The sequence below is a fragment of the Rhodococcus yunnanensis NBRC 103083 genome, from assembly GCF_001895005.1.
Lineage (GTDB): Bacteria > Actinomycetota > Actinomycetes > Mycobacteriales > Mycobacteriaceae > Rhodococcoides > Rhodococcoides yunnanense.
The window spans coordinates 238567-260927 of the sequence record NZ_BCXH01000003.1; the positions used below are offsets into that span (position 1 = coordinate 238567).

A 22361-nucleotide genomic window follows, 5' to 3' on the forward strand; every position below is an offset into this window, starting at 1 on the left:
GAAGCACTGCCGTACCTGAACCACTGCCGTACCTGAACAACTGCCGTACCTGAACCACTGCCGTATTTGAAGCACTGACACAAGTTCGAAAGGAACAACGCATTGGCTATCCACGATATCGGTAACCTCACCGCCGCCGACGAGTCGCTGACCCACCAGATTGTCGATACCTTCGCCGTCGTCCAGCAGTCCGACCGCGGGTGGACCGAGAAGCTGTGGTGCGCGATGGCCAGCAAGGACGGATCGGTGTCGATGGATCTCGGCATCGGAAAATACACCAACCGCAACGTGATGGACGCGTTCGGCGGAGTGTCGCGTGGATACGAGCAGTGGACGGTTCGGGCAAGTCGCGAACTCTCCTCTGCCCCAGACGATACCGAGGTCGGACCGATCAAGTGGGAGGTTCTCGAGCCGCTGAAGAAGGTCCGGTTGACGCTGGAGGAGAACGAGCACCAGCCGATCTCGTTCGACGTCGTGTTCGAGGGACAACTCCAGCCGTTCTTCGAGGAACGCAACCGGCATCGAATCCACTCCCGGATCGAGAACGACGTCATCCGATACCACCAGGGCGGTGGAGTCACCGGTTGGCTGTCACTCGAAGGTGAGCGGATCGAGATCTCGGACTGGATTGCGGTACGAGATCACTCGTGGGGAGTACGTCAGCAGGTCGGTGTGTCGCCATCCGATCTCCAACCGATCCCCCGACCCGACGTCAGGAAGGGATCTTTTCATTGGACGCCATGGCTTTTCACCAATCCCGACGGCTCCAAGTACGAGATCATGCAATTCATCAGCAACAACCCGGTGCAGCCCTTCCATTCGGCACACATCGGCTACGAGGACGGCACACAGGAGAAGATCGTATCGACCGAAGTCACCCCGACCTTCGACCCGGGCACTCGTGAACTACGCACCGCCACACATCGTCTGGTGCTGGAGTCCGGCGAAGTACGCATCATCGAAGAGGAGCTGCTCGGCCACTCCGGATTCCATCTCAGCACTGCAGGCTACGGCGGATGGGCAGGTTCGGTCCACGGATCGTGGAAGGGTGATCTTCACGTCGACGGCGACTACGTGAAGGACTGCCTCAATCATCCCGACATCGGAATGGTGCGCGACCGTCCAACGAAGCTCCGCGACGGCGATGCCATCGGCTACGGCATCCACGAGTCCTTCTACGTCGGTCAATGGCCCGAGTTCGGGATCGACGCGAGCGTCCCCGAGCGCAGGGTCACCTAGAACCCGTCACTCGGCACTCGGCCCCAAGAAAAACCCAGAAAAAAAGACCCCGACCTCGATGTCCCGAGGCCGGGGTCTTTTCTGTGCAACTGTCGGGGTGGCGGGATTCGAACCCACGACCTCTTCGTCCCGAACGAAGCGCGCTACCAAGCTGCGCCACACCCCGTGTACCGCGAGCAGAAGTCTAGCTTACGACTGCCTCGGAACGCGAAACGCCCTCGTCGGAACCTTCCTTCGGGCCTTTTCGGGGTGCCGGAGTGAGCGTCAACAGGGTGGCTTCGGGGCGGCAGCAGAACCGTGCGGGCGCCCACGGCGACGTTCCGATACCCGCGGACACGTGCAGCTGAGTGTGCGCACCCCACTTCGACGGACCCTTCACGCGCGAGCGATCGAGCTCACAATTGGTGACGAGTGCGCCGTAGAACGGCAGGCACAATTGTCCGCCGTGAGTGTGGCCCGCGAGCACGAGGTCGTATCCGTCGCCCGCGAAATTGTCGAGCACACGAGGCTCTGGCGAGTGAGTGATACCGAGCCGCAGATCTGCCAACGGGTTGGGCTGCCCAGCAATGGTGTCGTAGCGGTCGCGTTGGAGATGCGGATCGTCGACGCCCGCTGCTGCGATCCGGACGCCCGCAACCTCCAGTTCCCGGCGCACATGCGTCACATCGAGCCAACCGCGCTCGGTGAACGCCGCGCGGAGGTCACGCCACGGCAGTGACTCGCCCAGGATGCGCTTGTGTTCCTTCTTGAAGTACAGAAGCGGGTTCTTCGGCTTCGGCGCGAAATAGTCGTTGCTTCCGAAGACGAACAAGCCCGGTCGTGACAGCAGGGGCCCGAGCGACTGCACGACGGCAGGTACCGACCGCATGTGCGAAAGGTTGTCTCCGGTGTTGACCACCAGATCGGGTTCGAGACGATCGAGTTCGCGTAGCCAATTCTGTTTCAGCCGCTGCCCCGGCATCATGTGAAGGTCGCTGATGTGCAGCACACGCAGCGACGACGATCCGGGTTCGAGGACGGCCATCGAGGTCTCACGCAGTGTGAATGCATTGCGCTCGATGAGCGTCGCGTACCCAACACCCAACGCCGCGGCGCCCGCTGTGGCCAGGGCCGCGCTTCGTACCGGAGCCCCGGCTGCGGCGTCACGAACGCGTGTTGCTGCATCGAGGATTGTGGAGGTCGAAGCTCTGTTATTCGCGAACACGGATTCAACGATACGTCAGCACACCGAATCGACGTGCGGCGTCGGGGTCGCCCCGCGTAGCGTTCTGTGTCATGTCCGAACTAAAGTCCCAGCTCCGATCCGATCTGACTGCCTCGATGAAGGCAAAGGACAAACTCCGTACGGCGACCATTCGCATGCTCCTCGCCGCGATTCAGACCGAGGAGGTCTCCGGCAAGGAGGCGCACGAGCTCACCGACGAGCAGGTGCTCAAGGTGCTCGCGAAGGAATCCAAGAAGCGCGGCGAATCTGCCGAGATCTACACACAGAACGGGCGAGGTGAACTCGCGGCGACCGAGCATGCGGAAGCGCAGATCATCGACCAGTATCTGCCGACTCCGCTGACCGATGCCGAACTCGCCGATGTCGCGGACACCGCGATCGCGCAGATCGCCGAGCAGCTGGGCGAGCGTCCGGCGATCCGTCAGATGGGCCAGGTCATGAAGGTGGCCACCGAGTTGGCGGCGGGCAAAGCCGATGGCTCACGCATCTCGAAGGCAGTCAAGGATCGTCTGTAGGTGCCTGCGGCGCCCGTGCCCGCGCAGTCACGTTCCGACGTAGCTGCGCGGGCCCCGCGGCCGCCTCTACCGAGGCGCGGTGATACCGGGTATCGCCGGAATCTGAATGTTCGGCGGTAGCGCGGGTATCGGGATGTTCGGCAACGCCGGAATCGCGGGCGCTACCGGGGCTTGGCGTACCGAACCGTCGCTGACGTAGATCGTGATGGTCGAGCCGGGCACCGCCGATCCCGACGGTGACACCGCCGTCACCGTGCCACGGGCAGCGGCGCTCTCGCTCGTCGCGGTGGTCACCTGGAAGCCCGCGCCCTGCAACGTTGCCGTCGCCGAGCTCTGGCTCTGGCCCGTGACGTCGGGGACCTGGCCGTTGGCCGAGCCGCGCACGTATTTCTGATCGATCGGCGGAAGCTCGACCGAACCGAAGTTGTTCGCGACGGGATCGATCGCCCCGTACCAGGTACGGGCAGGCTCGTTACCGCCGTAGAGGTTGCCGGAGCCACACGGACGAAGCGGGAACGAGCAGATCTCGCCGGGCGTCGGCGAGTCACCGTAGGTGTAGACCGCGGCGGCGTATCGGTTGGTGAAACCGAGGAATCCCGAGGACATGTGCGACTCGGTGGTTCCCGTCTTGCCCGACATCGGCAACGTCCAGCCGACCGACCCTGCCGCACCTGCCGAGGTGCCGCCTGCCTGATCGTCCTTGCTCATCGCATTGGCGAGAGTATTGGCCAAACCGGGTTCCACGACCTGCTCGCATGCCTGCTGAGTGACCGGAACCTGCTTGCCCTCGCGGTCGAACACCGAGTCGATCGGAGTCGGCGGGCACCACTTGCCACTCGATGCAAGCGTGGCGGCGACGTTCGACAGTTCGAGCGGATTGACCCACGTGGGTCCGAGCGTGAACGAACCGAGATTCTGCGACTTCTGGAAGTCCGCCATGGACTGCTCGTCGAAGCCGGACGTATTCGGGTCGGCGTACGAGCGCAGCCCGAGCCGCACCGCCATGTCCACCGTCGGCGTGACACCGACGGACTCGATGAGCTTGACGAACGCGGTGTTCGGCGACTGGGCGAGCGCGTCGGTGACCGACAGCGACGCCGGATAGTTTCCTGCGTTCTCGACGCAGTACGTGTTGGCGGGGCACCCGCGGGCACCACCGTCGCCGAGGCCTTTGACCTCAGCGCGTCGTGGCACCTGCAGCGTCGCGCTCGTGCCGAGACCACGCTCCATCGCCGCAGCGGTGGTGAAGACCTTGAAGATCGAGCCTGCGCCGTGTCCGACGAGCGAATAGGGCTGAGCCTGAACGGTCTCGTCGGCGTCGGCGTCGAGGCCGTACGTGCGAGAGCTGCCCATTGCCAGAACCCGGTGATTGTCCTGACCCGGCGCGATGACGTTCATGACCGTCGCGACGCCGTCGAGCGTCGGGCTCGTGTTGGCGGCGAGCGATGCCTTGGTGGAGTTCTGCACGGCGGGATCGAGCGTCGTGCGAATCAGATATCCGCCCTTGTCGAGCTGCTCGCGGCTGATTCCGGCGTTGGCGAGGTATTGCAGCGCGTAGTCGCAGAAGAACCCGCGGTCACCTGCAGCGATGCATCCACGGGGAAGAGTGTTGGGCACCGGGAGCACCCCGAGCGGCTCGGCCTTGGCGGCACGGAACTCGTCGGCGCGTTCGGGGATGTTCTGGATCATCGTGTCCAGCACGGTGTTCCGTCGATCGACGACACCCTGCTCGTTGGTGTACGGGTTCAGCGCCGAACTCGACTGCACCATGCCCGCGAGCATCGCCGATTGTTTGGCGTCGAGCTGGCTGGCGTCGATGCCGAAGTAGGTCTGCGCCGCGTCCTGGATTCCGAAGGAGGCGTTGCCGAACGGCACGAGATTGAGATACCTAGTGAGGATCTCGTCCTTGGTCAGTTCCTTGTCCAGCGTCAGCGCCATCCGGATCTCGCGGATCTTGCGGGCGGGCGTGGTCTCGATGGCGGCGCGGCGCTCGGCGTCGGTCTTGGCCACCACGAGCAGTTGGTAGTTCTTGACGTACTGCTGATCGAGCGTCGACGCACCCTGCTGGACCTGACCGCTCGTGGTGTTGGTCAGGAACGCACGAAGCGTGCCCTGCCAGTCCACACCCTGATGCTCGGCGAAGCGCTTGTCCTCGATCGAGACGATGGCGAGCTTCATCTCGTTGGAGATCTTGTCGCTCGGGACCTCGAAACGCCGCTGCTCGTACAGCCACGCAATCGGATTGCCCGCGGAGTCGACCATGGTCGAGACAGCGGGAACCGCGCCCTCGACCAACTCGGCCGACACGTTGTCGACGGTGTCGGCGGCGCGATTGGACGCGAATCCGAACCCGCCGGCAAGGGGGAACATGACTCCGGCCAACAGCGCACCCGCGAGTGCAGAACATCCGGCGAGCTTCGCCACGGTTTTTCCAACTGACACGAAGCACAGCGTACGTGTGTCCGAGCTCCGGTCCCAGGTGCCGCCCTGTACCGGAGAGCCGGGAGGATCGCGGAAGCCCTGGTCGGGACGCGCGTACCAGAAATTTGCCCCCGTCGTCTTGCGTTCGACGCTGACTTTACCTAAATTATGAGCACGGTGTGATTCACATAACACTTGTATATGAATGTGGGGCAGCTCCCAGATCGGTGTGCTTCGAGCAGTGGAGTCGACGGGTCTAAGAGCTTCTGGAACGTCCAGCAAGGGCGTTCGAACTGCAAAGGGGTATCCGCAAATGCACACGACAGCAGCACCGACGCGGTTGGACGTAGAAGAAGCAGAGGCTCGAATTGCGTGGGTGGCACAGGCCAGGTGCTCCGGAATGGATCCTGACCAGCTTTTCGTGAGGGGGGCCGCGCAGCGTAAAGCTGCGACGATCTGCAGGCATTGTCCTGTACTGATGCAGTGCGGCGCCGACGCACTGGACAATCGTGTGGAGTTCGGCGTCTGGGGTGGGATGACCGAGCGTCAGCGACGTGCATTGCTCAAACAGCACCCCGAGGTCGACTCGTGGTCGGAATTCTTCGAGTCGCAGCGTCAGCAGCAGGCCGCTATCTGACGTCTCAGGCCGATCGGGTGAGTTGATCGGCCACGGCTCGGAGGGCGTGCAGATCCGAGACCTCGAACGGCAGCGACGGAACGCCGACGATCGGGACTCGCGGATGGGCCGAGGTGAACCGTCGAAGCAGACGGAGCTCACGGGAGGCCGTCACCGCACGCGCGGCGTGGATCCGTAGGACCGCAGCAGTCAGTGCCGCGGCCGAGTCGCCTACCTCGTCGAGCTGATCGGCCGCTGTGGCCGCGTGATCGGCAGGCAGTGTTGTCAGCGTGGGATGAGTTCGGTTGAGAACCAACCCGGCCAGCGGCATGCCCTCACCGCTCAAGCGGTCCACGAAGAACGCTGCCTCGCGCAACGCGTCGGGCTCGGCTGCGGCGACCACGATGAAACTCGTGCCGCTCTCGCGCAGCAGCTGGTAGGTGCGCGTCGCACGTTCGCGGAACCCGCCGAACATCGAATCCAGTGATTGCACGAATGCCGACGCGTCGGTGAGCATCTGGCTCCCGATCACCGTCGAGACACCGCGCAGCGCAAGACTCATCGCGCCCGTCACCATGCGGGTCAGACCGCGACCAGGAGCCATCAACAGCCGGATGAACCTGCCGTCGAGGAACGAGCCGAGCCGCTGCGGCGCGTCGAGGAAATCGAGTGCGTTACGCGACGGGGGAGTGTCGACGACGATCAGATCCCACGTCGAATCAGCCGCGAGCTGACCGAGCTTCTCCATCGCCATGTACTCCTGCGTGCCCGAGAACGACGACGCAACAGTCTGATAGAACGGATTGGCCAGCACCTGCTGCGCCTTCTCCGGTGTCGAATGCTCGATCACCATCTCGTCGAACGTCCGGCGCATGTTCAGCATCATCGCGTGCAACTCACCCGTCGCACCCTCGGGCAGTGCGACGGGTTGAGGAGAATTGTCCAACTCGCCGACGCCGAGTGCCTGCGCGAGCCGACGCGCGGGATCGATGGTGAGCACGACGACCTTGCGGCCCTGTTCGGCGGCCCTCAGAGCCATGGAGGCGGCCGTCGTCGTCTTTCCGACGCCGCCTGCTCCGCACACGACGACGATGCGTGAGGACTTGTCGAGCAGGATCTTCTCGATGTCGAGGATCGGCGCCGACTTGGTCGTCGCTCCGCTGGGTCGCGTCATTTCACACCCTGTTCCGTGAGCTCGGCCGCCAATTCGTACAGGCCGCCGAGGTCGACGCCGTCGGCGAGCATGGGTAGCTGCATGCGAGCGGTGTCGAGCTCGTCCAATTGAGCCGCACTGTCCACCTGCGCCGACAGTGTCGACGCGTGTTCGATCGTCTCGGTCAGCAATCCGGCGAAATCGCTGTCCGACAGTGCGATCCCGGTCTTCTCCAGCCCCCTGCGTACAGCGGCTGCGTCGACGGTCCCCGTCGCTGCATCCTGCAGCGCCTCCGCCGGGAGATACGACGGTTCGGTTCGGTTGACGATGACCGTCCCGAGCCGTAGGTCCGCTGCTTCCAGCTCACGAACCGCGTCCGTCGTCTCCTGCACCGGAAGCGCTTCGAGCAATGTGACGAGATGGACGACCGTGTCGGCGGAATGAAGGAGCCGGACGACGCCCTCGCTCTGCGAACGCACCGGACCGCCCTTCGCCAGATCCGCCATTGCCTTGGTCACGTCGAGGAAGTTTCCGATACGACCCGTCGGCGGCGAGTCGACCACGACCTCGTCGTATACCCGCGAGCCCGCCTTGTCGGTACGGACGACGCATTCCTTGACCTTGCCGGTCAGCAGTACGTCGCGCAGGCCGGGGGCAATGGTCGTCGCGAACTCGATGGCGCCGATCTTGCGCATGGCTCGGCCCGCGAAACCGAGGTTGTAGAACATGTCCAGGTATTCGAGGAACGCGGTCTCGATATCGATGGCCAGCGCGAAGACCTCGCCGCCGCCGTCCGCGGACGCAACTCGCGTCTCGACCGGTGGAAGCGGCGGCACGTCGAACAGTTGCGCGATTCCCTGCCTGCCCTCGACCTCGACCAGCAGGACCTTGCGCCCGTCCGAGGCTAGCGCCAACGCGAGCGCTGCCGCTACCGTCGACTTCCCGGTGCCGCCTTTGCCCGAGACGAAGTGCAAGCGTGCAGCGGCTGCCTTCTCCGGCCAACCGTCAAAACTCGAAGTACCCACATCACGACCATATAGAGACCAGTCATCACCCGTTGCTCGGATCGACCTCTCGTGTTGTCGATCCCACTTCGAGGAGAGCATCATGCAGCATCGCGGAATAGGTGTCGAGGTCGCTCACCGAATCGGGGCACACCACCAAGCAGACCGCGATGGTCTCGCCGAGACCGTAGAACCCGTGTGACAGGCAACGGCCGTTGTCGAGGAAAGGAGCTCCGGCGGTGAACACCGATCGACTGCCACAGAGCTCGAGATCGGCAGGGCCTCGGTTGACGCTCACGATGTTGGTGTGGCCGCGGATGGTGTCGATCGACGCCGTGGCACCTGCCGACAATGCACTGCGAATAACGGCCCTGCGGAGCACGGCCTTGCGGATCATGGATCGGGTGATCGGTGCGGGCGAGAGGCTGTGTGCCCTCGGCATGTCGAGCAGGCGTTCGTGGTGTACACGGCGCTTTTCGGCCCGGAGGTCGTCATCGATCAGCGAGGCTCGTTCGCTGGTGTCGGACACGCCCGTGTGCAGATCGATCGCGCCGAGAACCGTGCGGTTGGAGGAGCGCCACCGCGTCGCGGCAGGCAATGCGATCGGCACGAAAGTGCTGATTCGGTCGACCACTTCGCCTTTCGCGCGAAAGTAGCGCCCCAGCGCGAGCCCCATCGCGGTCATCGCGGACGATGTGACCGAGAACCCGTCACGGCGCAGATCGGCGACGGGTACGAGAGTGATCGAGACCGACCGCGCCTCTGTCGGACGGCCGTTCAAGCTGGTCGGCGACACCGGCTGGCATCTCTGCACCGCGATGTCGGGTTGGTCTCGCACATGGCGTCGGTACGCCCGAACCGCGAGAACGGAGAGAATTCGAGATTGCGCCAACCGGTAGGGAGCGGCGGCGCCCGCGATCGCGGCAGAGACCACGCGCCGATGCCTGCGGCCCGAATGTCCGGGGAGTTCGCCTTCGATGTCGGTGGGGTGTGCCGCGTCGGCCGTGAAGAGCGCTCGCATCAAGCGGGATGCGCCGAGGCCATCGGTGACGGCATGTGAAATTTGCAGAATCGTGATCGTCGCGTCGCCGCGCACGCCCGGCACACCGTCGACCCCGGTGACGACGTGCAGGATCCATGGGCGCTTCGATGCGTCGACTCGTTGGGTGACGATGTCGCCGAACAGTTCTTGGAACTCCGCCCAGGAACGGCCGGCGAGGTCGTGCCGGACGATGTGGTCTTTCGGCGCGACGTCCGACGGAACCCATGCCGGGTGCTCGATCCCGAGCGGGCTGTCGCGAAGCCGGCGTGTGAGGGCTGGGATGCGAGGTGCTCGTTCGGACACGTGATCGACGATGTCGGCGAATGCAGGTGCCCCGCCGTCGCCGGAGTCGAACGCGAGGAGCAGGTACTGATCCTGAGGACCGCCGTGCGCGGACGAGTAGTAGAACGACGCATCCACCAGCGCTAGTCCGCCCATGTCGGTAGACAGTAGAGGCGCCATCGGCCCAGCACGCATTCGGGTTAGGCTCACCGGTATGAGCGAAAAGATCATCTGGGAGTACTTCACTGCGCCGGTGCTGATTCATGCGACCAAGCAGATTCTCGACAATTACGGCTCCGAGGGCTGGGAGCTCGTCACCATCATGGCGGGGCCGAACGGCGGCGACACGTTGGTCGCCTACTTCAAGCGTCCGAAGGGCTGATCGGAGATGGCCGACTGGTCCGCGCGACTCGCTGAACTGGGCATCGAGCTGCCCTCGGTGGTGCCGCCGCTCGCGGCATACATTCCCGCCGTCCAGACGGGTTCGCTCGTCTACACCTCCGGACAGTTGCCGCTGGTGTCGGGGAAGCTGACCCACACCGGCAAGGTCGGTGCCGAGGTGTCGGCCGAGGACGCCGCCGATGCAGCGAGAACATGTGCACTCAACGCTCTGGCCGCGATCGACTCGCTCGTCGGAATCGACTCGATCAAGCGGGTCGTCAAGGTCGTCGGGTTCGTCGCGTCGGCGCCAGGGTTCACCGGGCAGCCAGGCGTGGTCAACGGGACGTCGAACGTCCTCGGTGAGATCTTCGGTGAGGCGGGCAGGCACGCCCGCTCTGCTGTCGGCGTCGCCGAGCTGCCGCTCGGTGCGCCCGTCGAGGTCGAGCTGATCGTCGAGATCTGACCCTGCCGGGCGCCGTGCTTGCTAGCGCGCGGCGCCCGACAGGACCTTCTGTAGATGAAGTCCGCGGTGCACCGAGCACTCGTGCTCGGTTCCCGATTCGATCGACCCGAGGAACTCGTCCAGTAGCACCGCGAAGCACGCGGTCGCGGGCGTGGATCGATCGGCCAGCGTCACCACTCCATCACTGCCGCTGAGCTCGATACGGAACAACGACGGCTGCACCGGCGTCCGCAGCGACAACACCGACGTACTCAGCGCGCCGCCTTCGTGTTCGAGAGTGATGGTCCAGGAATCCGAGCGCGTATCGACACGTGACAGCGCGACCCCTGCGATCCGGCCGAGCGTGATGTCGAGTAGGTCGAAGACGTGCGGGCCCACATCGAACAGTGCGCCGTCGCGATGCCGCCACTGGGACAACGAGTACTCCCCGCCCAGAAGAGCGCCCGAGAGCCACGTTCCGGTGCCCGCGCTCCAATTCTTCCCTCGCGCCTCGTCCAGGAATTGCCTCGTTTCCGGAGCGAACCGACGCGTCAACGTCACGATCGAGCCGACCCCGGCATGCCCGACGGCCTCGACCAGGCGCTCGGCGTCGTCGAGCGTCGCCGCGATCGGTTTGTCCAACAGCAGATGCTTACCTGCCTGCGCTGCCGTGAGGGCCAGCACCGACTGCACCTCGGGTGGAACTGCGAACGCGACGGCATCGACGTCGGCAACCAAGTGGTCGTAACTGTCGTACACCGGGGCGCCCATCTCGGCTGCGGCTTCGGGTCGACGCGCCCAGACACCGACGAACTCGACGCCCGGGTGCGCGGCGAGCGCGGGTGCATGCGTCGAACGCGCCCAGGGGCCTGCGCCTACCAGTCCGATTCTCATGCTCCTAAGGTACGACTATGACTCTCGCGCACCCGGCATACGGTCAGCTTCGGCAAGTGACCGAAACGGCGGCAGTTCTGCTCGCCGACAATCCAGGAAAGATGACCCTCGACGGGACGAACACGTGGATCCTGCGTGCGCCCGGCAGCGACGACATCGTCGTCGTCGACCCGGGACCCAAGGATTCCGACCATCTCGACGCGGTTGCCGCGTCAGGGAACGTCGTGCTCGCTCTGGTGACGCATCGCCACGGTGATCACACCGGCGGCCTGAAGCGGTTTCACCGAAAGACCGGCGCTCCGATCAGGGCGCTGTCGGAGAAATACGTCCGCGCCAGCACCGCGTTGGTCGACGGTGAAGTGATCGAGGCTGCGGGATTGGCCATCACGGTCCTCGCGACACCAGGGCACACCGCCGATTCGGTCAGCTTCGTTCTCGACGACGCCGTGCTGACCGGCGACACCATTCTGGGCCGGGGGACGACGGTGCTCGACCCCAAGGACGGCACACTCGCCGACTACTTGGACTCGCTCGACAAACTCGAAGCCGCAGGCGAAGGCCGCGTCGCGCTGCCCGGACACGGCGCCGAAGTTCCCGACACCGCAGAGGTTGCCCGCTTCTACCGGAAACATCGACTGGAGCGCCTCGCGCAGGTCGAGGCCGCTCTCGTCGAGTTGGGGCAGGATGCAAAGCCGATGCAGGTGGTCAAGCACGTGTACTCGGACGTCGACAAGAAACTCTGGCCTGCCGCCCGAATGTCGGTGAAAGCCCAACTGGCGTACGTGCGGAAGAGCTAGCGAGCCCTGCGGGCCAGTCGCTCCGAGTCCGAGATCAGCACGCTCTTTCCTTCGAGGCGCAACCAACCGCGGTGCGCGAAGTCGGCGAGAGCCTTGTTGACGGTCTCGCGTGAGGCACCGACCAGCTGCGCGATCTCTTCCTGCGTCAGGTCGTGCGTGACGCGGAGCGAGCCGGCTTCCTGGGTGCCGAAACGCTGTGCGAGCTGCAACAGAGCCTTGGCGACGCGTCCGGGGACGTCGGTGAAGATCAGGTCGGCGAGGTTGTTGTTGGTGCGGCGCAGTCGCCGCGCCAGCACGCGGAGCAGCTGCTCGGCGATCTCGGGGCGCTGGTCGATCCATGCCTTGAGCGCGTCACGGTCCATGCTGACCGCGCGCACCTCGGTGACCGTCGTCGCGGTGGACGTGCGGGGGCCGGGGTCGAAGATCGACAGCTCGCCGAACATGTCCGACGGGCCCATGATGGTCAGCAGATTTTCACGCCCGTCCGGTGAACGGCGACCGAGCTTGATCTTTCCGGAGACGATGATGTACAGCCGATCACCGGGCTCTCCTTCGTTGAAGACCACATGTCCTCGGGGGAAATCAACCGGCTGCAGCTGCTTGGTCAGCGCTGCTACAGCGGAGGGTTCGACTCCTTGGAAGATGCCGGCCCGTGCCAGGACGTCGTCCACTTGCGCTCCTTTAGGGATGTCGTCGGCTCGGTCGCCCGTGCCGATGAAAACGTTTCACGCGGCATGGATTCGTTGGCCTCGCGACTGCCCGGATCCATGCCAGTAATCAAACATGACAATTATCTCGGTGAAGTCTACTTCGCCGAACACAGAAGCGAGTGATCGGCGCCACCGGAACCTCGTGAACGATGTGAACGAAAGTACGGATGCGCCGAAATTGCGACTTTTCGGGAGGGCGGTCCGGGCGTCAGCTTGCGCGCTGATCGGCCAGATCTTCGGACGTCGAGGCGACGGGGGCTCGGCGCTTGCGGCTGTTGAAGCGAGCCAGTGCGTGCGGAAACCCTTCGTTCGCGAGAGTCGCGACCTCGGACGTGCTTGCCTGATCGAGGAATTCTTGTACTTCTTGTTCGTGAACTCCCAGCTTGCTCAGTCTGAACTCCACACGCTCCATGGCGAGCGCGAACATCATGAGGAGCACTGGAAAGAGCACCACGGCGAGTCCTTGCATACCGAGCAGTAAACACCCGAAAGGTCTCGAAAAGAACACAGGGTGAATTCGATGCCGATTCTTGTCCGTACAGTTGTGGAGTGGATTCGACAGCCCCGAAAGCCTTCGACGTGCGCAAACGCGAAGAGACACGATTGGGGCTCGTACGACGCGCTCGGCGGATGAATCGCGAGCTGGCACGCGCATTCCCGCACGTGTACTGCGAACTCGACTTCACCAACCCGCTCGAACTCGCTGTCGCGACCATCCTGTCGGCGCAATGCACCGACAAGCGCGTCAACATGGTGACGCCCGCATTGTTTATGAGATATCGCACTGCCCGCGACTACGCCGAAGCGGACCGAACGGAGCTCGAGGAGTACATCCGGACGACGGGTTTCTATCGGAACAAGACGAACTCGTTGATCGGCCTCGGCGCGGCGCTACTCGAAAAATTCGACGGCGAAGTTCCCGCGAACCTGAAAGACCTCGTGACGCTGCCGGGTATCGGCCGCAAAACGGCCAACGTCGTGCTCGGCAACGCCTTCGACATCCCCGGCATCACCGTCGACACGCACTTCGGCAGACTCGTCCGGCGCTGGCAGTGGACCGAGGAAGAGGACCCCGTCAAGGTGGAACACGCAGTCGGCTCACTCATCGAGCGCAAGGAATGGACCTTGCTGTCCCATCGCGTGATCTTCCACGGTCGGCGCGTCTGCCACGCACGTAAGCCTGCCTGTGGCGTCTGCATCCTGGCCAAGGACTGCCCGTCGTACGGTCTCGGACCCGTCGACGCGGTGGCAGCGGCGGCGTTGGTGAAGGGGCCGGAAACCGAACACCTCCTCCAGTTGGCAGGAGTGGAGCCTGCGGAACGACCGGAAAAGACAGGAGTGGAGCCTGCGGAACGACCGGAGGTGGCAGGAGTGGAGCCTGCGGAACGACCGGAAGAGGCAGGAGTGGAGCCTGCGGAACGACCGGAAAAGACAGGAGTGGAGCCTGCGGAACGAGCAGAAGCAACAGGAGTGTCGGGGATCGAGTCGTGAATGGATCTGCTGCACGGTGGTCGCTGGCTGCGCTGCTTGTCGTCGTCGCACTCGTATTCGCGATCTGGCCGCGCGGAGACGACGCAGGGCAACCGACGGCAGGTCAGGGGACAGCGGGTCAGGGGACAGCAGGACAGGGGACAGGGGTTCAACAGGATCGACGTGACGCCGACACCGCGGAGGCGCTCGCGCCACTCCGGGAGCGGGCGTCGCTCGATGCGTGCCCGACGCCCGCGGCAGGAACGGCGTCCGGACCGTTGGCTGGGATCGTGCTCGAATGCATCGGCGACGGCAGCGAAGTCGACCTCGGTCAGGCGCTCGGCGGCAAACCCGCCTTGATCAACCTGTGGGCGTACTGGTGTGGGCCGTGCGCCGAAGAATTGCCGCACCTGCAGGAGTACGCCGACAGCGTCGCAGGCGAGATCAACGTTGTGACCGTGCACCAGGACCGCAACGAGGCAAATGGCCTGACCAAGCTGGCGGATTACGGCGTTCGGCTTCCCGGTGTCCAGGACGGAACGGCACGCATAGCAGCAGCAGTCGGCGCGCCGAGTGTCCTACCGGTTTCGGTTCTCATCGATGCAGATGGCAATGTCGCCAAGGTGTTGCCACAACCTTTCCGCAGCGTCGACGAGATCGACGACGCTGTCCGCGCCGAACTCGGGATCGCGCGATGACCACACCGCCCTGGCTCGATGCGGTCGTCGAGGCCGCCGGAGGAGCACACGGCCTCGCCGACTCGACCGGCACCAACCCGGTGCTGCAGCGCAAAGCCCCACGTGCCGAACCGACCCGGCCCGCATCGGTTCTCGTGCTGTTCGGGGGATCTGCCGACGCCGATCCCACTGCGCTCGGTGGGCTGCCCGCCGACGCGGACGTGCTTCTGACACAGCGGGCATCGACCCTTCGCCAACACAGCGGCCAGGTCGCATTCCCGGGCGGAGCCACCGACCCCGGTGACGACTCACCGATAGCCACCGCGTTGCGCGAGGCCCAAGAAGAGACAGGCCTCGACCCGGCCGGCGTCCAACCACTGGCCACCATGCCCGGCATCTACGTACCGCCGTCGAGATTCGACGTAGTCCCCGTGCTCGCGTACTGGCGGACACCGAGTCACGTCGGAGTCGTGGACACCGCCGAAGCAGAGCGCGTCGTGCGCGTGCCGCTGCGCGAACTGCTCGATCCCGACAACCGGTTCCAAGTCCGACACCCCGCCGGATATCAAGGCCCGGCCTTCGCCGTCGACGGAATGCTCGTATGGGGCTTCACCGGCGGTATCCTTGCGGGTCTTCTGGCTGTGTCCGGCTGGGAAACCGACTGGGACACATCCGACATCCGAGACCTGGAGGCGAGCTTGGCGGCCCTCGAACTACCTGCCTCTTCTGGTCATTCCGCGGGCTCCACTCCTGCCACCTCTGGTCATTCCGCGGGCTCCACTCCTGCCTCTTCTGGTCGTTCCGCGGGCTCCACTCCTGCCACCGGGGGGAAGCGGTGACCGGCTCCACCTGGGTGGACATCGTCGTCATCGGTGTTGCGCTGCTCGCAGCCACGTCGGGATGGCGACAGGGCGCGGTGGCGTCGGCGCTCGCTTTTCTGGGCGTCGTGCTGGGCGCCGTCGCCGGAATCCTGATAGCTCCGCATGTTCTGTTGCACGTGGACGGCGCGCGGCTACGGGTCTTCGTCGGGATCGCGCTGATCGTGGTGCTGGTCATCATCGGTGAGGTGTCCGGCATGGTCCTCGGGCGCGCATTGCGCAGTGGAATGCACTCGCGCGGTGCCCGTTCCGTCGACAGCGTCGTCGGCGCAGGTCTCCAGGCCGTCGCGGTACTCGGTGCGGCGTGGTTGCTGGCGATCCCGCTGACGTCGTCGTCGCAGCCCGAAGTCGCCACGGCCGTACGTGGTTCGCAGGTACTCGGCAAGGTCGACGAAGTTGCGCCGCAGTGGCTCCGGGAAATTCCGAAGGAGTTCTCCGCGCTCCTCGATACCTCAGGACTGCCCGACGTCCTCGGGCCGTTCGGTCGCACGCCCGTGGCGAACGTCGACGCACCTGATCCGGCGCTGCAGGCCAGCCCGCTGGTCGGTCAGCTCCAGTCGAGTGTGCTCAAGATCAGCGGCCTGGCGCCGAGCTGCCAGAAAGCCCTCGAAGGGTCGGGTTTCGTCGTCGCCCCGGAAACTGTGATGACCAACGCGCACGTCGTCGCCGGGACCGAAGGGGTGACCGTCGACTCGCTCGGCACGGTCCTCGACGCCGAAGTGGTGCTGTTCGACCCGGAGGAAGACGTCGCGATCCTGCGGGTGCCCGGACTCGACGCGCCCGTCCTCGGACTCTCGGCGCAGCCCGCACGCTCCGGTGAGAGCGCGATCGTTCTCGGCTACCCGGGCGGTGGTCCGTACACGGCCAGCCCCGCACGCATCCGAGAGATGCTGAACCTCGAGGGACCCGATATCTATCGGACCGGGACCGTCGAGCGGCAGGTATACACCGTTCGAGGCTCGGTCAGGCAAGGCAACTCGGGCGGTCCGCTCGTAGCCGAGGACGGCCAGGTACTCGGGTTGGTGTTCGGCGCTGCCGTCGACGATCCCGATACCGGTTTCGTCCTGACCGCCGGCGAGATCTCCGACGAACTCGCCCGAGGTGTGAACAGTCCCGTCGCCGTCGGAACCGGGGCCTGCATCGTCTAGCGCTACTCGCGGCAGAGCATCAGCAGTTGTCCGGTCACCTCGCCGGGTGCCTCCTGATGCGTGTAGTGACCCGCGCCGAGGACGGTGTGCAGACGACGCTGCGGAACCCACTCGGTGTCGGCGCCGACGGTACGGGCGAGCACGTACGGGTCGAGCTCGCCGTGGATCTGCAGCACAGGAATGCCGAGCTCGACGTTCATCGCCTGCATGAACCGTCGACCGTCGGAGCGGAACTGACTGCGGAACGCCCAGCGCTGGTACTCCAACGCGCAATGCGCGGCGCCCGCGATGCGGATCGCCGAGCGCATCTGAGCGGCGGTGTCGGCGAACTCCTCCGACCGTTGCCACGTGTCGCTGCTGCGCTCGCGAAGAAGCTGTTCGACGGCCGCGCCGTCACTCTTGGTCAGCGCACGCTCGGGAACCATCGGAACCTGGTATCGCAGGAAATACGGCAGCAGAGCCCGCCGTTGTGCGCTGTTGCGTCGTACCGCCCGGCGCAACGCGATGGGATGCGGCGACCCGACGAGTCCGATCGAGCGCACCATCCGCGGATGCAGCGCTGCGGTGGCCCAACAGACCAGACCGCCATCGGCATGTCCGACGAGTGTGGCCTCGGCGTACCCGAGCGCGCGAATCAGGCCGACGACGTCGCCGGCGAGAGTCCACCCGTCGTAACCGCGAGGCGGCTTGTCCGAATCGCCGTAGCCTCGCAGGTCGATGGCCACCGCACGGTAACCGGCTTCGGTCAGCTCCGTCAGCTGGTGACGCCACGACCACCAGAAATCCGCGAAGCCGTGCAGCAGCACCACGAGCGGCGCGTCGGACGGCGCACCTGCCGCCTCGACGACGTGGAATCGAATGCCGTTCGCATGCACGTCGCGGTGCGTCCACGGCCCACCGAATCGGACGGTGGACGGATCAGGCTGAATCATCGGCGAGGCCGCGGGCGGGTGCCGCTACTTCTTGTAACCGGGAATACCGGGCACCGATTCGTGCTGGCCCGGTAGAACGGTCGACGCCTGCTTGAGAGAGCCGATGGTCTTCTCGGGCTTGCGCAGCTTCTTGACCCGTAGATATCCGAGGAAGCCGAGCAACCCGGCGACGAGAAGCATGAAGACGAACACGATCAGGAACGCAGCCCAGCGAGGCAGCCAGATGTCCAGAGTCTCGGCCAGGAAGAAAAAGAAGAAGAACGCGCTGAACACGGCCACGGCGAGCGCCAGGATGAAGAACAGGCTGCCCTGCAGGCCCTTCTTGATCTCACCGGTCACCTCGGCCTTGGCGAGTTCTACTTCGGCCCGCACCAGGGTGGACACCTGCGTCGTCGCATCCTTGACGAGGTTGCCGATGCTGCCGGTACCGGGCGCGCGATGGTCGACGTCCGTCAGCGGAATCGACGAGATCGTGTTCGGTACGCCCTCCGGGTATGCAATTCCATTGCCGCGATTGGTCTCGCTCAACTTCTCGACCCCTCCACTTGCTGGTGGTGATGTTTCTCGTTCATGGCAGCAGACGGCGCGGTCTCGGCCGTTCCTGCCGTAACACTAGTGCCGAACTGCGCAGCAGTGCCTCGCGGCCGTAACTCTCGAGCTGCATTTCGGCATTGCCGCGATTTTTTCAGGTTGTCATCAGGTAATTTGCATTCGTACATACCCCGCTCGTTCGAGCGCAATAGCAGGAGCACAACCGTGAGTACTACCTCCGCCGTCCCCGGTGACGGCACCACAGCGGCAGCCCCGGAGGTACCTCGGTCTCGCATCGTCGTGGCCTCCATGGTGGGCACGTCCATCGAATTCTTCGACTTCTACATCTACGCGACGGCCGCCGTCCTCGTGTTCCCCAAACTGTTCTTCCCCGCAGGTAACGACACGACGGCTCTGCTGGCATCGTTCGCGACATTCGGCCTCGCGTTCGTCGCACGTCCGATCGGCTCGATCGTGTTCGGACATTTCGGCGACCGGATCGGTCGCAAGGCGACGCTCGTCGGCTCGTTGCTGACGATGGGTCTCGCGACGTTCCTGATCGGCCTGCTGCCGACGTACGCCGCCGTCGGACTGTGGGCGCCCGCATTGCTCGCGCTGATGCGTTTCACCCAGGGCGTCGGCCTCGGGGGCGAGTGGAGTGGCGCCGCACTGCTGGCGACCGAGACCGCGAAGCCGGGCAAACGTGCATGGGCGGCGATGTACCCGCAGCTCGGTGCCCCCATCGGCTTCTTCTTCGCCAACGGCATTTTCCTGTTGATCGTCATGATCACCGGGTACGACTCGGCGAACTCCGCGACCGATCACGACTTCCTGACGTGGGGCTGGCGCATCCCGTTCCTGCTCAGCGCGATCATGGTCATCATCGGCCTGTACGTCCGCCTGAAGTTGGAGGAGACGCCGGTGTTCAAGCTGGCCGTCGAACGTGGCCAGAAGGTCAAGACGCCACTCGCCGAGGTCTTCAAGACCAGCTGGAAGCAGTTGATCATCGGCACGTTCGTGATGCTCGCGACGTACACGCTCTTCTACATCATGACGACGTGGGTGGTCAGCTACGGAACCGGCAAGGTCTCCGACGTGAACGGCCCGAAGATCACCATCGCGTACACCGACTTCCTCGAACTTCAGTTGATCGCGGTGCTGTTCTTCGCGGCGCTGATTCCCGTGGCAGGGTTGCTCGCCGACAAGTACGGCCGACGCCCCACGCTGATCGTCATCACCGCGGCGATCGTGCTGTTCGGTTTGTCGTTCAACTGGTTCGCCGCCCCCGAGACCGCCACCGCCGGACGCATGCTGGTGTTCATGTGCGTCGGTCTCGGTTTGATGGGCCTGACGTTCGGGCCGATGAGTGCCGTTCTGCCCGAACTCTTTCCGACCAACGTGCGGTACACGGGCTCGGGGATCTCGTACAACACCTCCAGCATCCTCGGAGCCGCAGTCGCTCCGTTCATCGCGACGTGGCTCGTCAGCAGCTACGGCGTCGGATGGGTCGGTGTGTATCTCGCGATCGTGGCTGTACTGACACTGATCGCGCTGATCGTCATGAAAGAAACCAGGGATCAGCAGCTCGAAAACGTGTAGAGCGGCTTCGCCGCCCGTGCGTGCACAGTTACAGCCGAACGTAACTCTGCGCGCACGGGGCGCGAAGCGAACCCTGGGGTCAGCGACCCTTCTTGATCGACTCGAACACGGCCGGATCGACGAGGGTCGAGGTGTCGCCCAGGTCGCGGCCTTCGGCGACGTCGCGGAGCAGGCGTCGCATGATCTTGCCGGAGCGAGTTTTGGGCAGCTCGGGGACGATCGAGATCTCGCGGGGACGGGCGATCGGCGAGATTTCCGTCGACACCTGAGCCTTGAGTTCCTTGATGAGCTCGTCGCCGGTGTTCTCCACTCCCGCACGCAGGATGACGAACGCGACGATCCCCTGTCCGGTGGTCTCATCGGCTGCTCCGACGACGGCGGCTTCGGCGACACCGTGATGGCTCACCAGTGCCGATTCCACTTCGCTGGTGGAGATGCGGTGGCCGGAGACGTTCATGACGTCGTCGACGCGGCCGAGGACCCACAGGTCACCGTCGTCGTCGAACTTGGCGCCGTCGCCTGCGAAGTACCAGCCCTGTTCGGGGTACCGGGACCAGTAGGTCTCCTTGTAGCGCTCCTGATCGCCCCAGATGCCGCGGAGCATCGACGGCCACGGCTCGTCGAGCACGAGGTAGCCGTTGCCGCCCGGGCCGAGTGGCTGAGCGTCGTCGTCGACGATCTTCGCCGAGATACCGGGTAGCGCACGCTGGGCCGATCCTGGCTTGGTGGCGGTGACGCCGGGCAACGGGGACACCATGATCGCGCCGGTCTCGGTCTGCCACCAGGTGTCGACGATCGGAGCCTTACCGCCGCCGACGACGTCGCGGAACCACCGCCACGCTTCGGGGTTGATCGGTTCACCGACCGAGCCGAGCAGACGGATCGAGGTCAGGTCGTGTGCCTCGGGAATCTCGTTGCCCCACTTCATGAATGTGCGCACGAGGGTGGGGGAGGTGTAGTAGATCGAGACCTTGTACTTCTCGATGATGTTCCAATGCCGGTGCTCGTCAGGGGAATTGGGGGTTCCCTCGTAGACGACCTGTGTTGCACGGTTCGAGAGCGGTCCGTAGACGATGTAGGAATGCCCTGTCACCCAACCGATGTCGGCGGTGCACCAGTAGACGTCCTTGCCGGGCTTGTGATCGAAGACGTTGTGGTGGGTGTACGAGGTCTGCGTCAGGTAACCGCCGGAGGTGTGGATGATGCCCTTGGGCTTACCCGTCGTGCCGGAGGTGTAGAGGATGAACAGTGGGTGCTCGGCGTCGAACGGCTGCGCCTCGTGAGTTGTCGACGCCTGCGCGACGGTCTCGTGCCACCACAGGTCACGTCCTTCGGCCCAGGTGACCTCGGAGTCGGTGCGTTTGACGACGAGCACGTTCTGGATCGAGGCGGCCCCGTCGACGGCGGTGTCGACGGTGTCCTTGATCGGGGCGGGCTTGCCGCGACGCCACTGGCCGTCGGTGGTGATGACGAGTTTGGCTTCGGCGTCGTCGATGCGCGAGCGCAGTGCGGTGGCGGAGAAGCCGGCGAAGACGACCGAGTGGGTCAGGCCGAGGCGTGCGCACGCGAGGATGGAGACGATGGCCTCGGGGATCATCGGCATGTAGATCGCGACGCGGTCGCCTGCGACGAGACCGAGGTCGGTGAGGGTGTTGGCGGCCTGGGAGACCTCGGCGAGCAGGTCGTCGTAGGTGACGTCGCGGCTGTCGCCGGGTTCGCCCTCCCAATGGATCGCGACCTGGTCGCCGTATCCATCGATGACGTGGCGGTCGACGCAGTTGTAGGCGACGTTGAGCTTGCCGTCGCCGAACCACCTGGCGACGGGGGCGTCGGACCAGTCGAGGACCTCGGTGAACGGGGTGTGCCAGTGCAGTCGGCGGGCCTGCTCGGCCCAGAACGCGAGCCGGTCCCTGTCCGCCTCGGCGTACAGGTCCGCACTCGCGTTGGCCTGAGCGGCGAATTCGGCGGTCGGCGGGTACGTGTCCTCGGCGGCAGTGTCGTGGGTACCGGAGGTACTGGTGGTCATCTCGAATGGCTCTCTTTCGTTGTGTTCCAACTTCGCGCTCGTGCGGCTTCTCACACCATCACGCTCTGCACCGAATGCCCTTGTGAGGGTAGTCACATGTGACTACCGTCGCATCGTTGCAGCGGCCTGCAACCCTCTGATCTGCGGTGATCGGTAGGTTCTGCGCGCTGGGCGGTACCGAAGACTGTTCGGTCGGACAGGTATCTCGCGAGGGTTCTCCCGCGCCCGAAAATCAGTTGCGCAAACGTTTCGTCCATGTTTCGTAGTTACTCGTGAGTCAGCAGATTCTGGGGGAGTTCACATGTTCGTTTCAGGGTGTGTCTAAAGTCCTCGGTATTGAGATCGTTGTCGCGACGTACTTCCGTCGTGGCCGGCGGTC

21 protein-coding genes, 1 tRNA gene and 1 pseudogene are annotated in these 22361 nt (G+C 64.7%); 11 read left to right on the top strand and 12 right to left on the bottom strand.

The features are described 5' to 3' along the window. Window positions 1–102 precede the first annotated feature (102 nt). Window positions 103–1239, top strand: a complete 1137-nt coding sequence (locus RY1_RS07465; protein ID WP_072802906.1) for an Rv3169 family protein — start codon at window positions 103–105, stop codon at window positions 1237–1239. 92 nt (window positions 1240–1331) lie between these two features. Here the strand turns inward: RY1_RS07465 and RY1_RS07470 are convergent. Both RY1_RS07470 and RY1_RS07475 read right to left on the bottom strand, forming a co-directional pair. Beyond that, window positions 1332–1405 (bottom strand) — tRNA-Pro (locus tag RY1_RS07470). A gap of 18 nt (window positions 1406–1423) precedes the next feature. Further along, window positions 1424–2410 carry a metallophosphoesterase gene (locus RY1_RS07475; protein ID WP_072803067.1) on the bottom strand — a complete coding sequence of 329 codons (987 nt, stop codon included), beginning with the start codon at window positions 2408–2410 and terminating at the stop codon, window positions 1424–1426. A gap of 104 nt (window positions 2411–2514) precedes the next feature. Between RY1_RS07475 and RY1_RS07480 the strand changes: the two genes are divergently transcribed. Next, window positions 2515–2979 (top strand): GatB/YqeY domain-containing protein, encoded by a 465-nt coding sequence (locus tag RY1_RS07480; protein WP_072802907.1) that lies wholly within the window; start codon window positions 2515–2517, stop codon window positions 2977–2979. Between the two features lie 66 nt (window positions 2980–3045). On the opposite strand, the gene RY1_RS07485 is transcribed toward RY1_RS07480, so the two are convergent. Continuing rightward, window positions 3046–5403: a penicillin-binding protein gene (locus RY1_RS07485; RefSeq protein ID WP_072802908.1), complete on the bottom strand. Its 2358-nt coding sequence runs from the start codon at window positions 5401–5403 to the stop codon at window positions 3046–3048. 310 nt (window positions 5404–5713) lie between these two features. Here RY1_RS07485 and RY1_RS07490 point away from each other — a divergent pair, with 310 nt between their 5' ends. Beyond that, window positions 5714–6037 carry a WhiB family transcriptional regulator gene (locus tag RY1_RS07490; RefSeq protein ID WP_072802909.1) on the top strand — a complete coding sequence of 108 codons (324 nt, stop codon included), beginning with the start codon at window positions 5714–5716 and terminating at the stop codon, window positions 6035–6037. 4 nt (window positions 6038–6041) lie between these two features. Here RY1_RS07490 and bagB read toward each other — a convergent pair whose 3' ends face one another. The 3 genes from bagB to RY1_RS07505 are packed head-to-tail and all read right to left on the bottom strand — an operon-like array spanning window position 6042 to window position 9653. Further along, window positions 6042–7190 (bottom strand): ATPase BagB, encoded by a 1149-nt coding sequence (gene bagB / locus RY1_RS07495; RefSeq protein WP_072802910.1) that lies wholly within the window; start codon window positions 7188–7190, stop codon window positions 6042–6044. Beyond that, the gene (bagA, locus tag RY1_RS07500; RefSeq protein ID WP_072802911.1) at window positions 7187–8194 is read right to left on the bottom strand and encodes an ATPase BagA; all 1008 of its coding nucleotides are present in this window, start codon (window positions 8192–8194) and stop codon (window positions 7187–7189) included. The genes bagB and bagA overlap by 4 nt, the downstream gene beginning before the upstream one ends. A 25-nt stretch (window positions 8195–8219) precedes the next feature. Beyond that, complete coding sequence (locus RY1_RS07505) at window positions 8220–9653, bottom strand: wax ester/triacylglycerol synthase domain-containing protein (RefSeq protein WP_072802912.1); 1434 nt, start codon at window positions 9651–9653, stop codon at window positions 8220–8222. 58 nt (window positions 9654–9711) lie between these two features. Between RY1_RS07505 and sp36 the strand changes: the two genes are divergently transcribed. Continuing rightward, window positions 9712–9879: a Sp36 family protein gene (gene sp36, locus RY1_RS29570; RefSeq protein ID WP_072691993.1), complete on the top strand. Its 168-nt coding sequence runs from the start codon at window positions 9712–9714 to the stop codon at window positions 9877–9879. A 6-nt stretch (window positions 9880–9885) separates the two neighbouring features. Next, on the top strand, window positions 9886–10341 hold the full coding sequence (locus RY1_RS07515; protein ID WP_072802913.1) for a RidA family protein: 456 nt from the start codon (window positions 9886–9888) through the stop codon (window positions 10339–10341). A 21-nt stretch (window positions 10342–10362) separates the two neighbouring features. Here RY1_RS07515 and RY1_RS07520 read toward each other — a convergent pair whose 3' ends face one another. Further along, on the bottom strand, window positions 10363–11214 hold the full coding sequence (locus RY1_RS07520) for a Gfo/Idh/MocA family protein (protein ID WP_072802914.1): 852 nt from the start codon (window positions 11212–11214) through the stop codon (window positions 10363–10365). Window positions 11215–11231: 17 nt separating this feature from the next. Here RY1_RS07520 and RY1_RS07525 point away from each other — a divergent pair, with 17 nt between their 5' ends. Further along, a complete protein-coding gene (locus tag RY1_RS07525; protein WP_072802915.1) occupies window positions 11232–12011 on the top strand; it encodes an MBL fold metallo-hydrolase in 780 nt (259 codons plus the stop codon). Here the strand turns inward: RY1_RS07525 and RY1_RS07530 are convergent. Together RY1_RS07530 and RY1_RS07535 are read right to left on the bottom strand one after the other, a co-directional pair. Beyond that, the gene (locus RY1_RS07530) at window positions 12008–12682 is read right to left on the bottom strand and encodes a Crp/Fnr family transcriptional regulator (RefSeq protein ID WP_019662947.1); all 675 of its coding nucleotides are present in this window, start codon (window positions 12680–12682) and stop codon (window positions 12008–12010) included. The two genes, RY1_RS07525 and RY1_RS07530, sit on opposite strands and share 4 nt — an antisense overlap. A gap of 247 nt (window positions 12683–12929) precedes the next feature. Further along, window positions 12930–13190, bottom strand: a complete 261-nt coding sequence (locus tag RY1_RS07535; RefSeq protein WP_072802916.1) for a hypothetical protein — start codon at window positions 13188–13190, stop codon at window positions 12930–12932. Window positions 13191–13351: 161 nt separating this feature from the next. Here RY1_RS07535 and nth point away from each other — a divergent pair. The 4 genes and pseudogenes from nth to marP form a co-directional block, all read left to right on the top strand. Beyond that, a pseudogene (nth, locus tag RY1_RS07540) lies at window positions 13352–14029 on the top strand (endonuclease III); the annotation flags it as partial. Window positions 14030–14208: 179 nt separating this feature from the next. Next, window positions 14209–14889, top strand: a complete 681-nt coding sequence (locus RY1_RS07545) for a TlpA family protein disulfide reductase (RefSeq protein ID WP_072802917.1) — start codon at window positions 14209–14211, stop codon at window positions 14887–14889. After that, complete coding sequence (locus tag RY1_RS07550) at window positions 14886–15707, top strand: NUDIX hydrolase (protein WP_084727240.1); 822 nt, start codon at window positions 14886–14888, stop codon at window positions 15705–15707. The genes RY1_RS07545 and RY1_RS07550 overlap by 4 nt, the downstream gene beginning before the upstream one ends. Beyond that, window positions 15704–16894: an acid resistance serine protease MarP gene (gene marP / locus RY1_RS07555; protein WP_072802918.1), complete on the top strand. Its 1191-nt coding sequence runs from the start codon at window positions 15704–15706 to the stop codon at window positions 16892–16894. The genes RY1_RS07550 and marP overlap by 4 nt, the downstream gene beginning before the upstream one ends. A 2-nt stretch (window positions 16895–16896) precedes the next feature. Here marP and RY1_RS07560 read toward each other — a convergent pair whose 3' ends face one another. Beyond that, complete coding sequence (locus RY1_RS07560) at window positions 16897–17826, bottom strand: alpha/beta fold hydrolase (RefSeq protein WP_072802919.1); 930 nt, start codon at window positions 17824–17826, stop codon at window positions 16897–16899. 24 nt (window positions 17827–17850) lie between these two features. Then, window positions 17851–18354: a phage holin family protein gene (locus tag RY1_RS07565; protein ID WP_072802920.1), complete on the bottom strand. Its 504-nt coding sequence runs from the start codon at window positions 18352–18354 to the stop codon at window positions 17851–17853. 228 nt (window positions 18355–18582) lie between these two features. Here RY1_RS07565 and RY1_RS07570 point away from each other — a divergent pair, with 228 nt between their 5' ends. Next, window positions 18583–19956 carry an MFS transporter gene (locus RY1_RS07570; RefSeq protein ID WP_072802921.1) on the top strand — a complete coding sequence of 458 codons (1374 nt, stop codon included), beginning with the start codon at window positions 18583–18585 and terminating at the stop codon, window positions 19954–19956. A gap of 79 nt (window positions 19957–20035) precedes the next feature. On the opposite strand, the gene acs is transcribed toward RY1_RS07570, so the two are convergent. Next, window positions 20036–21982: an acetate--CoA ligase gene (gene acs / locus RY1_RS07575; protein ID WP_072802922.1), complete on the bottom strand. Its 1947-nt coding sequence runs from the start codon at window positions 21980–21982 to the stop codon at window positions 20036–20038. Window positions 21983–22361: the final 379 nt, after the last annotated feature.

What these genes read in the sequence shown, in the direction of transcription:
- RY1_RS07515 (WP_072802913.1), top strand. Translation starts at nt 9,886, where the DNA reads ATGGCCGACTGGTCCGCGCGACTCGCTGAACTGGGCATCGAGCTGCCC.
- RY1_RS07560 (WP_072802919.1), bottom strand. Translation starts at nt 17,826, where the DNA reads ATGATTCAGCCTGATCCGTCCACCGTCCGATTCGGTGGGCCGTGGACG.
- sp36 (WP_072691993.1), top strand. Translation starts at nt 9,712, where the DNA reads ATGAGCGAAAAGATCATCTGGGAGTACTTCACTGCGCCGGTGCTGATT.
- RY1_RS07480 (WP_072802907.1), top strand. Translation starts at nt 2,515, where the DNA reads ATGTCCGAACTAAAGTCCCAGCTCCGATCCGATCTGACTGCCTCGATG.
- RY1_RS07520 (WP_072802914.1), bottom strand. Translation starts at nt 11,214, where the DNA reads ATGAGAATCGGACTGGTAGGCGCAGGCCCCTGGGCGCGTTCGACGCAT.
- RY1_RS07490 (WP_072802909.1), top strand. Translation starts at nt 5,714, where the DNA reads ATGCACACGACAGCAGCACCGACGCGGTTGGACGTAGAAGAAGCAGAG.
- acs (WP_072802922.1), bottom strand. Translation starts at nt 21,982, where the DNA reads ATGACCACCAGTACCTCCGGTACCCACGACACTGCCGCCGAGGACACG.
- bagB (WP_072802910.1), bottom strand. Translation starts at nt 7,190, where the DNA reads ATGACGCGACCCAGCGGAGCGACGACCAAGTCGGCGCCGATCCTCGAC.
- RY1_RS07505 (WP_072802912.1), bottom strand. Translation starts at nt 9,653, where the DNA reads ATGGGCGGACTAGCGCTGGTGGATGCGTCGTTCTACTACTCGTCCGCG.
- RY1_RS07535 (WP_072802916.1), bottom strand. Translation starts at nt 13,190, where the DNA reads ATGCAAGGACTCGCCGTGGTGCTCTTTCCAGTGCTCCTCATGATGTTC.
- RY1_RS07525 (WP_072802915.1), top strand. Translation starts at nt 11,232, where the DNA reads ATGACTCTCGCGCACCCGGCATACGGTCAGCTTCGGCAAGTGACCGAA.
- RY1_RS07550 (WP_084727240.1), top strand. Translation starts at nt 14,886, where the DNA reads ATGACCACACCGCCCTGGCTCGATGCGGTCGTCGAGGCCGCCGGAGGA.